This window comes from Paenibacillus fonticola DSM 21315 (assembly GCF_000381905.1).
Classification (GTDB): Bacteria; Bacillota; Bacilli; order Paenibacillales; family Paenibacillaceae; genus Fontibacillus; species Fontibacillus fonticola.
Genome location: NZ_KB907254.1, coordinates 1 through 17,437 on the forward strand (window position 1 = coordinate 1; position 17,437 = coordinate 17,437).

Annotated in this window: 12 protein-coding genes and 1 pseudogene; 2 read left to right on the forward strand and 11 right to left on the reverse strand. The window is 50.9% G+C overall.

The features are described from left to right. Nucleotides 1-602: 602 nt before the first annotated feature. From G358_RS29995 to G358_RS0111380, 3 genes and pseudogenes are all read right to left on the reverse strand, one after another. Nucleotides 603-785, reverse strand: a pseudogene (locus G358_RS29995) (transposase); the annotation flags it as partial. Nucleotides 786-928: 143 nt separating this feature from the next. After that, nucleotides 929-1,342: a hypothetical protein gene (locus G358_RS30000; RefSeq protein WP_019637346.1), complete on the reverse strand. Its 414-nt coding sequence runs from the start codon at nt 1,340-1,342 to the stop codon at nt 929-931. Nucleotides 1,343-1,540: 198 nt separating this feature from the next. Next, nucleotides 1,541-2,530 (reverse strand): Gfo/Idh/MocA family protein, encoded by a 990-nt coding sequence (locus G358_RS0111380; RefSeq protein WP_019637347.1) that lies wholly within the window; start codon nt 2,528-2,530, stop codon nt 1,541-1,543. Nucleotides 2,531-2,834: 304 nt separating this feature from the next. Between G358_RS0111380 and gdhA the strand changes: the two genes are divergently transcribed. After that, the gene (gene gdhA / locus G358_RS0111385; RefSeq protein ID WP_019637348.1) at nt 2,835-4,214 is read left to right on the forward strand and encodes an NADP-specific glutamate dehydrogenase; all 1,380 of its coding nucleotides are present in this window, start codon (nt 2,835-2,837) and stop codon (nt 4,212-4,214) included. Nucleotides 4,215-4,425: 211 nt separating this feature from the next. Here gdhA and gltC read toward each other — a convergent pair whose 3' ends face one another. From gltC to G358_RS0111410, 5 genes are all read right to left on the reverse strand, one after another. Continuing rightward, entirely contained in the window at nt 4,426-5,322 is an 897-nt protein-coding gene (gene gltC / locus G358_RS0111390) for a glutamate biosynthesis transcriptional regulator GltC (protein WP_019637349.1), read from the reverse strand. 207 nt (nt 5,323-5,529) lie between these two features. Then, nucleotides 5,530-7,500, reverse strand: a complete 1,971-nt coding sequence (cydC, locus tag G358_RS0111395) for a thiol reductant ABC exporter subunit CydC (protein ID WP_019637350.1) — start codon at nt 7,498-7,500, stop codon at nt 5,530-5,532. Further along, nucleotides 7,497-9,233, reverse strand: coding sequence for a thiol reductant ABC exporter subunit CydD (gene cydD, locus G358_RS0111400; RefSeq protein ID WP_019637351.1), 1,737 nt, complete (start codon nt 9,231-9,233; stop codon nt 7,497-7,499). Before cydD ends, cydC begins: the two co-directional genes overlap by 4 nt. Further along, the gene (gene cydB / locus G358_RS0111405; protein WP_019637352.1) at nt 9,233-10,249 is read right to left on the reverse strand and encodes a cytochrome d ubiquinol oxidase subunit II; all 1,017 of its coding nucleotides are present in this window, start codon (nt 10,247-10,249) and stop codon (nt 9,233-9,235) included. Before cydB ends, cydD begins: the two co-directional genes overlap by 1 nt. After that, nucleotides 10,236-11,642, reverse strand: coding sequence for a cytochrome ubiquinol oxidase subunit I (locus G358_RS0111410; RefSeq protein WP_019637353.1), 1,407 nt, complete (start codon nt 11,640-11,642; stop codon nt 10,236-10,238). Before G358_RS0111410 ends, cydB begins: the two co-directional genes overlap by 14 nt. 398 nt (nt 11,643-12,040) lie before the next feature. Between G358_RS0111410 and G358_RS0111415 the strand changes: the two genes are divergently transcribed. Next, nucleotides 12,041-14,338 (forward strand): copper amine oxidase N-terminal domain-containing protein, encoded by a 2,298-nt coding sequence (locus G358_RS0111415; protein WP_019637354.1) that lies wholly within the window; start codon nt 12,041-12,043, stop codon nt 14,336-14,338. Nucleotides 14,339-14,463: 125 nt separating this feature from the next. Here G358_RS0111415 and G358_RS0111420 read toward each other — a convergent pair whose 3' ends face one another. Genes G358_RS0111420 through G358_RS0111430 form a run of 3 tightly spaced genes read right to left on the reverse strand, consistent with a single transcriptional unit; the run spans nt 14,464 to nt 17,364 of the window. Next, the gene (locus G358_RS0111420) at nt 14,464-14,916 is read right to left on the reverse strand and encodes a nitrous oxide-stimulated promoter family protein (protein ID WP_019637355.1); all 453 of its coding nucleotides are present in this window, start codon (nt 14,914-14,916) and stop codon (nt 14,464-14,466) included. Beyond that, nucleotides 14,917-16,572: a hypothetical protein gene (locus G358_RS0111425; RefSeq protein WP_019637356.1), complete on the reverse strand. Its 1,656-nt coding sequence runs from the start codon at nt 16,570-16,572 to the stop codon at nt 14,917-14,919. It lies immediately after the preceding gene. Nucleotides 16,573-16,575: 3 nt separating this feature from the next. Next, nucleotides 16,576-17,364, reverse strand: coding sequence for an ABC transporter ATP-binding protein (locus G358_RS0111430; protein ID WP_019637357.1), 789 nt, complete (start codon nt 17,362-17,364; stop codon nt 16,576-16,578). Nucleotides 17,365-17,437: the final 73 nt, after the last annotated feature.

The following is a 17,437-nucleotide window of genomic DNA, read 5'->3' on the forward strand; positions in this document are numbered from 1 at the left end:
TTCCCCGGTTGAATCCGCAATGGCCACCGAAATTTTTTCTTTGGATACATCTAAACCGACGAATTTTGTGATAGACTGCATAGTATCAGCTCTCCTTTGCTATGTAGCTCTGAAATGGTTGGTCTTTCCACTTTCCATTTTAACCTACGAGATGTAGCAATGTGGAGGGCTGTCTGTTTACGTTCATCATAGCTAGAATTAAACAACAGTCGGTAATATCTAAATCCAATCTTTGCAAGGAATTACATCCTCCAAAACCGAAGTTAACGACGTGGTTTTCCAGCGTGACTGCGTGGCCATTCGTAAATACTTAGTATAGGATGCAGAAATCTGTAAATGTTCTGCAGGGGAAGGACAATATAGGCGTTATTTTCAGGCCTGGGGCTTTCCCTGTAATTTTCATTTTCGGGTAATTAAATCATGACCACCCGTCCAAAGAGTGGGGAGGGCTCTTGTGGGGGATAATCCCCTGTTGCCAAACTGTGCCTAAAGACGCTAGCCTGACCACAAATCTGTTCAGGTTCAGTGTTATTTGTCACTTTCACTTACAAGTTAAATGGGTTTATTTCTTTCTTGCTCTTGTTGCTGCTGAACGGATCTTCCTACTCTTTTACACTCAGCTTATCTATGGCTTGATCATGTGCTTCTCGTTCACCAATGTATTTCGCTACAGTTGCTTCATTTAGGCCTACTGTACTTACATCATATCCTTCTGCCCAGAATTTTCGATGCCCATATTTATACTTTAACTGCGCATGCTTCTCAAAAATCATTAACGAACCCTCCACCCGCACCCGCATAGCGGGTCGTTTTTAGTTTCGCGCGTTTTACGCACTCAACTGGCTAAAGCCTAAAATATCAAAAATAGGCTGAGAGCAAGAGGCTCTCAACCTATTCTCTCAACCTAGCTGGTAGATTACCAGCCAAACTAAGGTGCTGTTACAAGCGCGCTAAACACGATAGGCCCGATGACTCTAGCCGTGTTGGTGGCCGTATTGATCTGTTCTACCGACAAAATGTAAGCATGCACGCCAGAAGCTACATTCGTATCTACCGCCGTCAATGTTGTAAGATTAAGAGACTCGAAATTCGCTTCAACCCCCTGAGCAGCATAATAGATTTCATGACCATCCCGGAAAATACGGAACAATATACGGGGAACCCCCGTCAAGCCCTGCAGTCCTACCGTAGCGGTCAGTTCTACGGTGTTCACCGGAGTATTAGCCGGGATAGACACCTCTACTAAAGCAATACCTTGGCCAGCTGGAGTTTGCGGAACATTAATCGCAGCTCCATTCGTGATGGGAGTGGGAACATTCGTAACGTGTTGAATAAACGCCATTTTTCTATCAACTCCTTTCTAAGATATATTGCATCCTATGAAAGTGCGATAGATTTAGATTGGACGAGTAGACAGGGAGATGTGCTTATTTTATGAGTCCAGCCATATACTTTTAAAACAGTTAATGAACTGAGCCGAAGAAGCCACTTGCCCTGCTGTTTCCCGCTGTTTCCCGCTGTCCCCCCCTGTTTCACCGCCTCAATTAATGCCTACGTAATCGACACGCACCGGTTGGCCTGTAATGGATGAGGCCAGAGCGGCACACGTGACGGCCTGCGTCCGTACCGCATCGGCGTAATCGGAGCGGATTTGCGACGTATCGCCAGTGCGGAGCGCATGCAAGAACGCAGCCGTTTCAGCTATATACGGGTTATCATTCCCGCTATAGGCCGTTGTTACACCATCCTCCCGGGATTCCAGCAGATCAGGGTTCCAAGCTAAAATGCCTCGCTCTGTGTAAAGACTCAGCCCAACTTGTGCTACTCCGCCCGGCAGTACGCAGGTATTTGAAATGTTAGCCACCGCACCGCTGGAGAGCTTCAGCGTAACCGTACCGACATCAGAAACCGTAACGCCATCATGCTGCTCATGAACAATCCTGCTTCCGTATGCGGCATAGACTTCCTCTACCTCACCGGCCGTATAGCGGAGCAAATCTACTAAATGTGTCGTCTGCTCAATAAATTGACCACCCGACCCTTCCTGCTTTCGCCACCAGCCAACTCCCGGCATACTGCCCATCCATGCCCCCATAGCCATGCCAATTGTCCGCCCCTGCAGCAACTGCTTGAGCTGCGCAACCGACTGTTTATAGCGAAAATGATAGCCTACCGATGTGATGACCGGCTTATGACGCAGCTGCTCCAAAATTTGCATCGGCCTCTCCAAATCTACGCCAAGCGGCTTCTCAACAAGAAACGGAATGCTCCGGGCAATCAGCTCCGTCTCCATCTCTTCATGCGCCATCGGCGGGATGCATAAATAGACCGCATCCAGGGGCACCGTATCCAGCATAGCTGTCAAACGGTCAAAGCCCCTCGCACCGGGATAGCGGGCAGCAAGCGAATTCGCCTTCTCCATGCTTGTTCCGCATGTAGCGGCTACGCGTACTCCAGCGGTTTCCGCCAAAATATCACCATGTACCTTGCTGAACCAGCCCGTGCCGACAATTCCAATATTTAAGGCCATAAGCTTATCTCTCCCTACCGGAAAATGTGATTGCGAATGCCAATTCAATAGCTTTATTTAAAACTAAGCGTAACCGCAACTGGTATTAATCACAAGATTGACAATCTTTTTTATGAAAACTATGTTATTTTTCATATAATTAAGTGATGAAGTATCAGATTAATTTCCTGAAGTTCATCTCATTTATGCATGAAGTTCATCTAAATAATGTTTTGTTTAGAGTGAAGTTACATATTACAATTGATTCAGGAAAATCGTGAAAATGAGAACAAATCTTCATTCAAATGTGAAAGGTGGAGTAGCCATGGCTATCGCGCAGCATTCAAGCAGCAACTTAGAAACAGCTAGGCAATATGTAAATGAAGTGTACGAGACGGTCAAGGAACGGAATCCGGGAGAAACTGAGTTTCATCAGGCCGTGAAAGAAATTTTGGATTCGCTCGTGCCCGTATTCGCCAAGCATTCAAAATACCAGGACAATGCGATCCTCGAAAGAATGGTTGAGCCTGAGCGGCTGATCACTTTCCGCGTTCCGTGGGTTGATGATAACGGGAAAGTGCAGGTCAACCGCGGTTTCCGTGTTCAATTCAACAGTGCAATCGGGCCTTATAAAGGCGGAATTCGCTTCCATCCCTCCGTTAATGCTAGCATCATTAAATTCCTCGGCTTCGAGCAAATTTTCAAAAACTCGCTTACCGGCCAACCGATCGGCGGCGGTAAAGGCGGCTCCGACTTTGATCCCAAAGGCAAGTCCGACAATGAAATCATGCGTTTTACGCAAAGCTTCATGACGGAACTGTCCAGATATGTCGGTCCTGACACGGACGTACCGGCGGGGGATATCGGTGTGGGCGCCAGAGAAATCGGCTATATGTTCGGACAATATAAACGTCTGGTCGGCGGCAATGAAGCCGGAGTATTAACGGGGAAAGGCCTGCTGTACGGCGGTAGTCTCGGCAGAACCGAAGCGACGGGATACGGGCTCGTATACTTCACCCGTGAAATGCTGAAAACCAAAGGCGAGCGCCTGGAAGGCAAAACGGTTGTCGTATCCGGCTCCGGGAACGTCTCCACCTACGCCATTGAGAAAGCTCAGGAGTTCGGCGCCAAGGTTGTCGCCTGCAGCGATTCCAACGGCTACATTTATGATGAGAACGGCATCGATCTGGCGACCGTGAAACGAATTAAAGAAGTGGAAAGAAAACGGATCAAAGAATATGTAAACGAACATCCGACTGCGCTTTATGTAGAAGGCTGCAAGAACATTTGGAGCATTCCTTGCGATATCGCCCTGCCTTGCGCGACGCAGAACGAAATCAATGAAGAGTCAGCTAAACTGCTCGTAGCCAACGGCGTTAAATATGTGGCTGAAGGCGCGAATATGCCATCTACGCTGGAAGCTATCGAAGTTTATCTGAGCAATGGCGTATACTTTGGGCCAGCCAAAGCGGCCAATGCGGGCGGAGTTGCCGTATCCGCGCTGGAAATGGCGCAGAACAGCGCCAGACTCGCCTGGTCATTTGAGAAGGTAGACAAGAAGCTGAAAGATATTATGAAGGGCATTTACAGAAATAGCGTCAATGCAGCCGAGGAATACGGACATCCCGGCAATCTCCTGGTTGGCGCGAACATTGCCGGCTTCCTCAAAGTTGCCGATACGATGATCATCCATGGCGTCGTTTAATATAGTAACTATTGCTGATTCAGCGGCAAGCCCCGGCGGAATTATCCGCCGGAGCTTGTTTTTTTTTGGGGTGTCCCTGAAGACTTGTGGCTGTCACCCGCAACATGGCTATCCCCTTAGACCTTGCGATCCCTACAGACCTCGCCCTCGCCTGCAACTTAGTAGCTCTGTAAGTTCGCAGCTCTCCTGCCGCCTATCCCCCGCAGCATGGCTATCCCCAGTAGCCCGGTGCAAATTCTTTCAGGAAATCATAAAATAGCTTCTCCGTCGGCGGAAGGTCGCGGTTAACCGGTATAATGACTCCGACGTCACGGGTAACTAGCGGTTCCGTAATCGGCAAGGCTGTAATCGAATTCGGCAAGTAGTCGCCAAGCGCAATTTCCGGAAGCACAGTCAAACCCAGTCCGGACGAAACGAGGCCTTTAATGGCGTCCAGATCGTCCCCCTCGAACATTACTTTCGGCTTGAAGCCCAGATCGCTGCAAGCACTGACGACAATTTCACGGAGGATGAAGCCTTCGGGAAACAATACGAACAGATCATCCTTTAGATCGCTTAGCTTAACCGAGGGCTGGAGGGCTAATTTATGCTTGGAAGGAAGCAACGCCTTAAATTTTTCGCGGAACAGCACTTCCACTTTAATTTGCGACTCATTTTTCGGAACAGGGCCCATGATTGCCAAATTCATATCACCTTTGACTACCGAATCGATCAGCTCGCGGTATGAGCCGTGCTGCAGTTGAAAATGTACGGACGGATAAAGCTCCCGAAATGCCGATACGACACCCGGAATGAGCTGGGCCGCCAGACTGCTTGGAAAGCCGATGCGCACCGTCCCCCGCTCCGGGTCCAGAAATTCACTTATTTCCTGCCGGGCATTGTCCAGCACCTTGACCAACTGCTCCATATGGGATAAAAAAAGCCTGCCGATCGGCGTCAGCTTCACTCTTCGCCCTTCATGTATGAACAAATCAACTCCAAGCTCCGACTCCAGCTTGAAGATCTGTCTGCTGACCGCTGATTGCGATACGTGCAAAACATAAGAAGCCTCCGTCACATGCTCCAGCTTGGCCACTTCAATGAAATACAAAATTTGTCTCAATTCCATTTCCCGGCTCACCTCCGATTGCAATGAAGCAGATAGCCCCATTATATAAGCAAAGCCCGCTTATTTGCCACTTCAATCCGACGCCAATCAAACAAGGCTGCCTCTCATGTCCTCATGTTAGGGCAACCTCGCTTGTTCAAGTTTAACCTGATTCCACTTGCTTCAGGGAACAGCAATTTCCGGCGTTGCTGGACAGAGTTCCTGCGATCAGATTCCATCTCCCGGGCGATCCAGGGCATACAAGCTGCGGTACCTCGGCTCCCGCTCCAGCAATTGCTCATGCGTGCCGCGCATTAGGATAGCCCCGTGCTCCATGAAGACGATCTCGTCCATCATCTCCGCGCCGACCAAATGGTGCGTGACCCATACGAGCGACTTGCCTGTTGTCGACTTGAAAATCGTCGACAGCAGCTGGCGCTCGGTACGAGGGTCCAGCCCCACTGTCGGCTCGTCAAGGACGAGCACCGGCGCATCCTGGAGCAGGATGCGCGCCAGAGCCACACGCTGCCGCTCTCCGCCGGAGAAGCGCTGCCCGGTCTCGCGCATCGGCGTATCCAGGCCCGCCGGCAGCGTGGCGATCAGCGCGTCAAGCTGCGCCTGCTGCACCGCCAGGTCCAGCTCTTCCTCCGAAGCAGCGGGACGCCCGAGCCGGATATTGTTCGCTACCGTCGTATCGAACAGATGCGGGCTTTGGTTCAACACCGAGATGACCTTAGAGATGTCATCCCCGAAATGCGACGCTGGCACGCCGTTAATGCTGACGTCGCCTTCCGTTGGCGCGATAGCCCCCTGAATGAGCTTCAGCAGAGTAGACTTGCCCGCCCCGCTCCGGCCGATCACCATCACGCGCTTGCCCTGGGGAAGATCGAGCGAAACATTGCGAACAGTATACGCAGCCTGACGCTCTTCACCGCGCTCCCGTTCATCCCGCCCCCCTTCGTATGCAAAAGAGACGCCGTGAAGCTGTAGATGAACTTCACGGGTACGGGAGACATCGAGCACAGCAGCTGCGACAGCCTCTGCGTTCAACTGTCGCAATGCCGAAGCGGCCGTTTGGCTACCCCTGCTCTTCGTTTCACTTCCACGTGAAGTCTGCAGGGCAGATCGCTCCAATACCGGCTCTGAAATCCGATCCAGCCGGCGCAAAGATTCCTGATACTGCGGGATGCGCTCCACCGCATCCGAGAGCGGCAGGAAAGCATCCGCAAGCGGGAACACAACGAGCACGAAGGCCGCGATCAGCGTGGGATCGATATGTCCGCCTGCGGCTTGAGAGCCTGACCAATAAATCATGGATACAACCACGATCCCCACAACTAGCTGGCCAGCCAAGCTTCTCCATCTCGCCCAGGTGCGCAATTTTCGTTCTTTGCGGGCTACGGCATCCTCATCCTGCTCATAAGATTCCAAAAACTCCGCTGGCCTTCCGCTGATTACCCAGTCGCCAATGCCCATCACCGCGTCCGTCAGCTTCTGATACAGTCCGTTCCGCTCCCGCTTCACCTCCGCATTTGTACGTTTAGTCAGCAAAAGCGAAATATACGGCAGCACGGCAACAAGGATGAAAATATACCCCGCTATCAGCAGGGCAAACAGCCAATCGAACCGGCCCAAGGCAATAATGACGGTACCGTATACGAGTAAAGCGGCAAGACTCGGAAATACGGTGCGGATGTACACATTTTGCAGCTGCTCAATATCATCCGCCAAGACGCCTAAAATATCTCCCGTCCGGTAGCGGGACCTAATGAACAATGCTTGCGGCTCCAATATTTTATATAAACGCACCCGCATTTTGGATAAAATTCGCAGCACGGCATCATGCCCGACCAGCCGCTCTACATAATGAATGACGGCCCGGCCGATGCCAAATGCCCGAATCCCGACGATCGGCACATAAACGAGCAGAATGTTGTCCGGCTGCAATGACGATTTGGAGATGAGGAAGCCGGAGGTGAACATGAGCATGCTGGCTGCCAAAATCGTCAGTGTGCCAAGGATCAAATACAAGGCGAAGCGGCCGCTGTAGGTACGGAAATAAGGAGTAATCCACTGTTCCTGACCCTGACCCTGCTCCTGACCTTGATCCCGCTTCAGCTTATCTTCGTGAACGGCACCGGCACTGCCGAGAAAAGTTCCCGACCCAGCACGATCCCGGCTCGCACTATTTCCACTCACGCTATCCCCTCCCGCTGCGATATTAACAGATGATAGTACGCTCCTCTTCTCGCAACTAGTTCATCGTGCGTGCCCGTCTCGACGATCCGCCCCTGCTCCATAACGATAATCCGGTCCATGTCCCGCATCCAGTGCAGGCGGTGGGTTGCCAGCAGGACGAGCTTGCCCTCGAATAAAGGCAGCATCGTCGCCTTCAATTCATATTCCGTCTCGATGTCCAAATGCGCCGTCGGCTCGTCGAGCAGCAGCACCGGCCGCTCGCTGAGCAAAGCGCGGGCCAGCGCCACGCGCTGCTCCTGGCCGCCGCTTAAGGCGCGCCCGCCCCCGCCGATGGGCTCATCGAATCCGGCGGGCAGCGAAGCCGCTAAAGCACCAAGCCCGGCGGCTGCGGCCGCCTGCTCAATCGCGGCGCGGGAAGCGCCCGGAGCATAGAAGGCGATATTTTCTGCAAGCGTTCCACTGAATATATATGGATTTTGCGGAATATACGTAATCTGCTTCCGCCAATCCACGCCTGCCAAATTTCCAAGCTCCACGCCGTTCAGCTCAATCTCGCCCTCCGTCGGGCGCAGGAAGCCCCCCAGCACATCGATCAGCGTCGATTTGCCGGCACCACTCTCGCCGATGATGCCGATTTTACCCATGCCGTTCAGCTCAAGGCTCACCTGGTCCAGCGAAGGCTCGCCTTCCTCCTTATGACGCACCGTCAGCGAAGACAGCTTCATCCCGCTGCCGGGCCGCCATTCCAGCGAAGCTCCTTCAGGCAGCTGCGCCGCGGCAGCCTTCTCCGCCTCCCCTTCGGCAATGATCGCATTCATCGCTTCACCGGCTTCTTTGCCGTCCAGGGTGGCATGATAATCCGCCCCGACCATCCGGACGGGCAGGAAATACTCCGGCGCCAGGATTAACACTGTCAAACCGGTAAGCAGAGTCATATTTCCATCGATGAGGCGCAAGCCGAGACTAACCGCAACTGAGGCGACCGACAGCATCGTGAAGAAATCAAGGGCGAATGAAGACAGAAACGCTACGCGCAGTGTCCGCATCGTCGCGGAGCGGTAAGAATTGCTCACTTTCTCGATCGACTGGCTGTGCCTTTTGCTTTGCCCGAGAAATTTCAATGTTTCCAGTCCGCGCAGCGAATCCACAAAATGATTGGACAAGGTACGATACGACTTCCACTGGCGATCCATTTGCTTGCTCGCGGCCAAACCGACTAAAATCATAAACACAATCAGAATCGGCATCGTGACGATGAGAATAATCGCTGCCGTCACATCCAGCGTAAATACGTACAGCAAAATAAAAACAGGCGTCATTCCGGTGGCCAGCATGCGGGGCAGGAACAGCTCGAGATAATTGCGGAACTTCGTCACGCCGTCCAGCACGAGCGTAACCAGGTTGCCGGTTCCCTCCTTTTTGGCAAAGCGGGGGCCTAGTTCGAACAACCTTTCCATTACCTGTTTGCGCAGTTCTTTTCCCGTCCGCTCAGCGAAACGGAACGCTATCCTTTGCTGCAGCAGCGCGGAAATTTGCCTGACGATAAAAGCAAGCAGGAACAAAACGGCCCCGCCGAATTGCTCCTGCAGCTTAGCGCCGGCAAACAGGGCGGAGATAACCTCCGCCAGCCATTTGGCCTGCAATATGATAGCGATGCTCTGTATGAGGGTCAATACGCCGATTCCGGCAAGAACCGGCTTAATCCCCTTAAACTTCATCAAATCGCGTCCCATTAGTACTCTAAATGCTCCTTCTCGTTAAGGCGTTTATGAAAGACGAAGTAACTCCAAATTTGGTAGCCAAGAACGAATGGCAGCAAAGTCAGGGCAACAATCGTCATGATCTTTAATGAATATGGACCAGACGCCGCATTATGAATCGTCAGCGAGTAAGCTTCGCTGATCGAGCTGACCATGACGCGCGGGAACAATCCGATAAATACGGAAGCGATGGAAAGGGCGATCAACGTACCCGTCATTCCAAAGGCCCAACCGTCTCTCTTCTTGCTGATGAACCGTCCGGCTGACAGGAAAGCCCCCAGGCCAACCACCGCGATCAGCGTCAGCGGCAAGGCACGAACCTCGAATACATCCGTCTGGAAGAACGTCATTACGCCGAAAATAACGAACAATGCCGCTAGCGGAATGAGCAGCTTATGCGCCAGCTTGCGAGCCCGTTCCTGCAAGCTGCCCGTCGTCCGCAAGGTCGTGAACAGCAAACCGTGAACGAGGCAGAGTACGACAACGGTAATCCCGCCGACAAGGGTGTACAGGTTGACCATGTCGAACAATCCAGCTTTCATCTCCATGTCGCCGTCGATCGGCAGCCCTTTAAGCAAGCCGGAGAAGACGACGCCGAGCAGAAACGGAGGCAGCAGGCTGCCCAGGAAAATCGCCAAATCCCAGGTGTTCTTCCAGCGCGTGTTCTCTACTTTACCCCGGAATTCAAACGCCACCCCGCGTCCGATCAAGGCCAGCAGCAGTACGACAAGCGGTGTATAGTAGCCGCTGAACAGCGTGGCATACCAGTTTGGGAATGCCGCGAACATCGCGCCGCCTGCCGTCAGCAGCCAGACTTCGTTCGCATCCCAGAAGGGACCGATCGAATTGATCAGCACCCTTCTCTCCATATCATTTTTAGCTAGAAAGCGAGTACTCATCCCTACCCCGAAGTCAAAGCCTTCAAGGAAGAAGAAGCCGATAAATAAAACTGCAACGAGGATAAACCAGAGCTCATTAAGAGATAGCATGGTATCCCTCCTTACCATATGGATCTGCCGACTGCTCATCATCATTCACATTGTCGGCATAAGGGCCTTTCTTAATAGCTTTGACGAATAAATAAACCATAACTACTGCCAGTACTGCATAAATCGCCGTAAACGCGATCAGCGAGAATAGGATCTGGCCGGAGGTGACGCTTGGCGATATGCTGTCCTCCGTCCGCATGTATCCGAACACCGTCCACGGCTGCCGGCCGATTTCCGTCATAATCCAACCTGCGGTATTCGCAATGAACGGCAGGGAAATCGCCCACAGCATAATGCGATAGTACCATGTATTCGGACGATCCAGCTTTTTACGCCAGGCCAGATACGCGCCGTACATCCCGAGTACGATCATCAGTGATCCAGCAGCTACCATGATCCGGAAGCTCCAGAAGGTCGTTCGAACCGGGGGAATATAATCTCCAGATCCGTAGGTCTGCTCATATTCAGCCTGCAGCTCGTTCATCCCTTTCACTTCACCGGAGAACTGACTATAGGACAAGAAGCTGAGCAAATAGGGAATTTTAATCTCAAACGAGTTCTCTCCGGTCTTCGGATCGATGTGTGCATACACCGTCCAAGGCGCCGGGTCGCCGCTCTCCCCCCATAGGCCTTCAGCAGCAGCCATCTTCATCGGCTGGGTTTTTACCAAATACTGCGCCTGCTGGTGACCGTAAAGAGCCGTACCAAACGAGGAGATCAAGCCGATTATCACTGCGATAGTAAACGACTTTTTGAAGAACTCCACGTCTTGGCGTTTCATCAGCTTGTAAGCACTGATCCCCGTAATGACGAATGCTCCGGTTGCAAATGCTCCTAGCACCGTATGCGGGAATTCCACCCACAGCTGGCCATTGCTGATCAGCGCGAAGAAGTCATTCATTTCCGCCCGGCCGTTATTGATCTCGAAGCCGACAGGACGCTGCATAAACGAGTTTGCCGCTAAAATCCAGAAGGCTGAAGCAATCGTACCGATGGACACGAGCCAAATGCTGAGTAAATGCACTCTTTTGGACAGGCGATCCCATCCGAAAATCCATAGTCCGATAAAGGTCGATTCCATGAAAAAAGCGAACAGCGCTTCGACCGCCAGCGGTGCCCCGAAAACGTCGCCTACAAAGCGCGAGTAGTCGGACCAGTTCATGCCAAACTGGAACTCCTGCAAAATCCCGGTTACGACTCCTACGGCGAAGTTAATAAGGAATAGCTTCCCCCAAAACTTGGCCATGCGCTTATAAATTTCTTTCCCCTTAGCCACATACATCGTTTCCATGATCGCGATGAGTAACACCAGACCAATGGACAGCGGCACAAAGAAGAAGTGAAAGATTGTTGTTGCCGCAAATTGGATACGTGCAAGCATTACCGGATCCATAAATACACCCTTCTTTCATCTTTGGTTTAACTATTGTGAATTCTATCACGGAATTATGAAAACAAACGTTTAAAAAGTAATCGTTTTGTGACAAGAATCACATAACCCTGTGTCTATTGTGTTAACAGCGCCGAAAGTCCGCGTTACGACAAGGTTTTTTTGAGTCATTTGCATTTGTGGAGATATTGTGAATGGGCATGGACCAGTCTGGATCAAGCTGCAACTTTTTCCTTTGACCGTAACTTTTCACTACTATGCAGCGTCTAAACATGAGATACGGAAAGGAATTTCAAGCAATCTTCCACTTGCCTAGGCGGAAACGCTTCTTTCTGTCCTGTGCTATGTTCTATTACTAGAGTTATAACCAAATATTTAATAGAAGGAGTTATTCTATCAAGATGAAACTTAAAAGTATTTCTTTAGCAGCCGCACTGCTTGTTTCCCAGGCCGTGCTGGCTGTGCCTGCAGCTTTAGCCCAGGAGCCCGTATCCGGCTCCATCGTGAGGGAGGAGACAGTTCCAAACCAGCAGGTACATACTTCTGTGAATAACCCGATCGCGGTTGGAACGACAGACACAAACCAAGCTGCTTCAGGCAGTTCTCAGACCGCAACAGACAGCGGCGGCACCAAAGACTCGACCGCAGATCCGGGCAACTCCGGGACAACGAATGTATCAGATGAAGCCAGGACGGCGGGAAAAGAAGACAGCAATAATAAGGGGCAAGAAAATACCGGAACGCCCCTGCAGGAGACTAAGAGCAATACGGAGGAGGCCGGAGGAACCGGCACGAGCAGCGATAACGCCGTTGCGCCTTCCAGTGGAGGGGGGCAGCTCATCCTTTATATGAACAGCACCCAGATGGAACAGGACGGTCAAGTCTATACTTCTGCCCAGCCCATGACTGTTAAAGACGGTGTATCCTACGTAAGTATCCGTTCCCTGGTAGACCGGGTCGGCTATAAGATCGACTACGACGCGAAAACCAAAGAAACGATTATCAAATACGGGGAAGATGAGCTCCGTTTCAAGACCGACAGCAAAACTTACCGTGTCAACGGTAAAACAATGACCATGAAGGGCGCGAGCTACCAGGACAACAATGTATTCATGATCCCGCTTACGTCGATAACACAAGCCCTTAATATATCTTATAAAGTCGAAGGCAAGAAGGTCATAATGCAGTTGTCCACCAAACCTGTCGCCTCCTTCACCGTGCTGAACAAGGAAATCGTCGCCGGCGAAACGACTGTAATCTATCAAACGAAGTCCTCTTCTCCTAGAGGCGTGGAAATCGTAGACGAGAAGTGGGAAGGACGCCAGGAGATATTCGAGGCCGCGGGCACCTACACGGTATCGTATTCCGTCCAGGACGCCAACGGGGAATGGAGCGATCCCTATATCCAAACGATCATCGTCGTCAATCCGAACGTTCCTCCTGTAGCCAAGTTCACCACGGACAAGGAACAATACAAAATGGGGGAACCGATTACGATCACGGATCAAAGCTACGATGAAGACGACGGAATTGCCGACCGGCAGTGGATGAACAACTACCCGGCCTTCTTTACACCGGGGCCCGTCACAATTCAATTAATCGTCACAGACCATCACGGGGCCTCCTCCATGGTGGAGCATACGATCAATATCACAACCGAAACGCTGTACACGCAAATCGAGTTCTCGAAGCTCTTTACGCCGGTAGGCAGCAATTTCATGATCAACGGCGGGGAAGCGTTAGGTTATGAACTGTTATCCTACAATTATTCAACAGAACCTTATACGCTATTTAAAGATAATGGCCCGGAGCCCGTCTCTACGGAAGGCATTCTGTACAAGGATACGATTTCCGGTCTGACCCGCTTTATGATTCACCATGTCAACAAAACGACGGAAAGAGCCAAAATCTACATCATTGCCAAAAACAACAATGAGGTTGCCGCCAATCTTGAAGTGATCACTTCAGGGATGGCCGGCCCGGATATTTATGCTGAAATTACCGGACAGAAGTCGGTAGCGCGTTACTTCGAAAACTATCAAAACAATAGTAAAAAGACAAGCATCACGCTTGCGCCTGGAGAGAGCAAGGTGATCTGGGCTGATGTGAACAAGCTCGCTTTAAAGCCGCAGGAGACGATTTCTTTCCTGGGCGATCTTTACAGCGATTCCCCTATTGAGTACACTTCCGTTTTCGTGACGCAAGACAAGGATCCACTTGAGGTAGTTGATACGCTGCCTATTCTGGATCCCATTCAATCGGTGATGAGAGGCACGTTCACGGACTCGACGCGAATCTTTGAGCATTACGATACGATTGGCGGCAGCGGCAAAAACTATCGTATGTCGCTGACGGATAAAACGTCCGATCCATTCCAGGTAGGAACCGACACTACGCTGGGAATATCGAGCGTAAACTCCGGCAACTATGGCGTCATTTATAAACTCAAGCTGCGTGTAGCTCCACGCACGCTCATTACCTTCAACCCGCGCGGAGGGCTTTATTTGGGAGCCGCTCTCGTTAACGGCAACCTCGTCAACTTCACGCATAGCGGCAGCGAGAACATTTCCGGACAGACCAGTGTGCTGCACCGGACAGGGAACTCCGAGGAAACCGTAGAAATTTGGACTACACCGTCTGCAGGAAGCAACTTGCCATTTTCCATTTTATTCATGCCCCTGCCTGAGATTAAGCATTAATCAAATACCTGCATATAACGAAACAGCCACCCCCAGCATTCGCTGAAAGGGTGGCTATTTCCTGTTTAGTGTTCAGTGTTTAGTGTTCCCTGTTTAGTGTTTGCTGTTTCCCGACTAAGGGCGCTTCATCCTTCGGACAGTAAGCGCCTGCGGGCCCTGCCGTCGAGAACGTGGCAAAAAGCGAGCACGGGATGCCTAAAGAGCATGCGTCCCCCGGCATACCGCATCACCTCTCTGATCTCCTCTCTCTCCTTCGGCGCGTAGCAATGGACCGGACAATTCAGACAGGTCGTCTTCTCCTCGCCGAAGCGGCAGAAAGTGAGGCGCCTCTGGCTATAGCGGTACAGGACATAGCATTCATTGCATAAGCGGGACCGCTTCCCCGGTTTATGCCTTCCTCTGATCCCGGTGACTCGATAGTCTCCGGCGCCGCCTTCCTTCTCGTCGTCCATAAAATAGCTTTTTTCTGCTTCAGGATGTCTTCCCTGACAGTAAATCAAAATCATGCAAGCTACCGTAGCTTTCTCACGGCGAATTCTCGGACCTTCCCGCCGTGCGGTTCTAGTTTCTGACGTCATTTATGCTGAAACCTCCCGCTTGACTGCTGATGAAAACAACTTGCTCCAGGTGATCCAATTTATTATGAGCAGCAAGACGAGATAAATGTAAACGCCGTAAGGAATAAATGTAGCCCCCAAATGGATCAGGGCCAGCACGCCCAACAGCATCATTAACGGAATCATTTTCATGCCTTCACTTTGCTGCGCGGCTTCAAACGGCATCGAAAATGGCAGCACCTTGCTGAGACCGGCAAAAGAAAGAACTGTATAGAACATAATGCTAAGGGCAAAGACGATTAAATCCGGGATAATGGCCGCGCCGAACAAGAACACAAACAGAACGCACTCCAGCAAATATACCGGAAGGACCAGGCGAAGCAATGCCGCCAAAATCGCTCCCCTGTGAAAAGCCGAAGGCTCGGCAATCGGAGTTGCCTCATAAATCCAGGCCGCCTTATATTTACCCGAATATCGCAGCATCATCACAACCGTTGGTACGAGCAGGGCACAAAAATAAATGAACAGATACAGCTTCGTGCCCCGCAGCGCCTGAAAGCCCATCTGATTAATTTGTGTAAAGAGAAAAATAAACGGGAAGATCAGCGAAAAGCCTAGCGAAGGATACACCTTCAGCTTGAATTCCCGCTCATGGCCAATCATTGTCCAGGTAAAGCGAAAAAAGGCTTTTTCCTGCGGCCCCACAGGCAGCATGGCAGATATGCGTTCCTTCCACTTTCCTCTCCCTTTGCCGCCTCGCTTCCCCGGATCTGCCAGCTTCTGCAGATTTCTCTCCAGTGACGGCATCAGCTTCACATAAATCAAAATAGCTGCAATCGGTATCAGTAAAGCCAACAGCGTAAATACGATATAAAGTGAATCCCGGCTTCCGTGCAGGAACACCTCAAACGGCGCACCGAACCAAATAGGGGGGATAAAGATCTGCCACCATTTCGGCTGGAAAGTCACATTGAATTCAACGATGTCAAACAAGCGGATTAGCACCTGGTAGCCCAATGTAATACCTACTGTTAATCCGATCTGTACATAGTTGATCATATCTTTAAGTTTTTCACCGTCAAAAAATTTCAATACCGCCAAATACAGCAGCGCCGTCAAAACCACGACCAGCAGGTCCATTAATATTAAAGTGAGCAGGAAGACAACAAAAAATAACACCCCATGCCTCACCAAACCAACCACGAGCGGCAGAAGACCAATAGCACCCGTCAAAAAAACCATATAAATGAAAATATGCATCGTCTTCGCCATCGATATCGTCTTGCGGCTGATTGGCTTCGTGCCGAGTATATTCCGGTCGCGGATATCGAGCAGAACGGAGGAAAAGTCAGAAATTAGCGCGGTTAATGTCATGAACATAAAAATGCCGAAGAGCAGGCTCATTTGAAAAATATAGTTGTCGCCAAGCAGTATAAACGGAGTACTGAACGCGCCGAAAATAGCATAAATCCACAACGAGGAAAGAAAGTTGTTGCTTTCCTTCGTTTCCTGCTGAGCTCCCGCTTTCTTCCTCTTATTGAGGAAGGAAGGCACTCTGCGCGCGTCCATCATCAGCTTCACTTGCAAAATGTGCCGCATCACGGTGTAGTCCACCCCGGCTTTTTCAAACCAGCCCCGGAACCGGTCCAAAACGATCAAAGATTTGTAATTTCTCATCCGCTACACCTCTTGGACGATATTTACAAATTGTTCCGCGATGGCCCGATGCTCATTAAAGCCGGTAAGCTGATTGAAAATTTGCTCCAGTGAGCCTTCCTGGCTCCGGTCCTTTAACTCCTCGAACGTGCCGTCAGCCACAATTCTTCCGTCGTCAAGCAGAATAATCCGGCTGCTGATCTTCTCAACGACCTCCATAATGTGGGAGGAATAAAATATCGTCTTTCCGTTGGCAGCTAATATAGACATCAGTTCTTTAATGACCATCACACTGTTTGCGTCCAGGCCGCTGAGCGGCTCGTCCAAAAACAGAATATCAGGATTATGCAGCAAACTGGAAGTGATCAGCACCTTTTGCTTCATACCTTTGGAATAAGTGGCGATCCGGGTATCCAGAACGTGGCCGAGCCCGAGCTGTTCCAGCAATCTCCGTGCTTTCGTCTCCGCATCTTGTGATTTCATCCCGTACAGCTCACCGATAAACGTTAAATACTCCCTAGCGGTTAGCGTATCGTACAGCTCAGCAATTTCCGGAACATAACCGATTCTCCGCTTATATTCCACATCCCCGTTTTTGGGGCTTTGGCCAAGGACACTCACTTCCCCATCATAGCCGTCCACTAAACCAAGCATAATTTTTACCGTCGTGCTCTTGCCTGCGCCATTCGGCCCAATGTATCCGATAATTTGTCCGGGATATACATCCAGATCAATGCCGTTCAAAACATATTTGTCCTCAAATTTCATGCGTAATTCCCGGATTGAAATAAGAGGCTGCACAGCTTCATTCATTCTCCCAACCCTCTCTCTGCCAATTTGATTATGCTAGCCGTTTGTCCCTGCTCCCTATCTTTCAGCACATGAC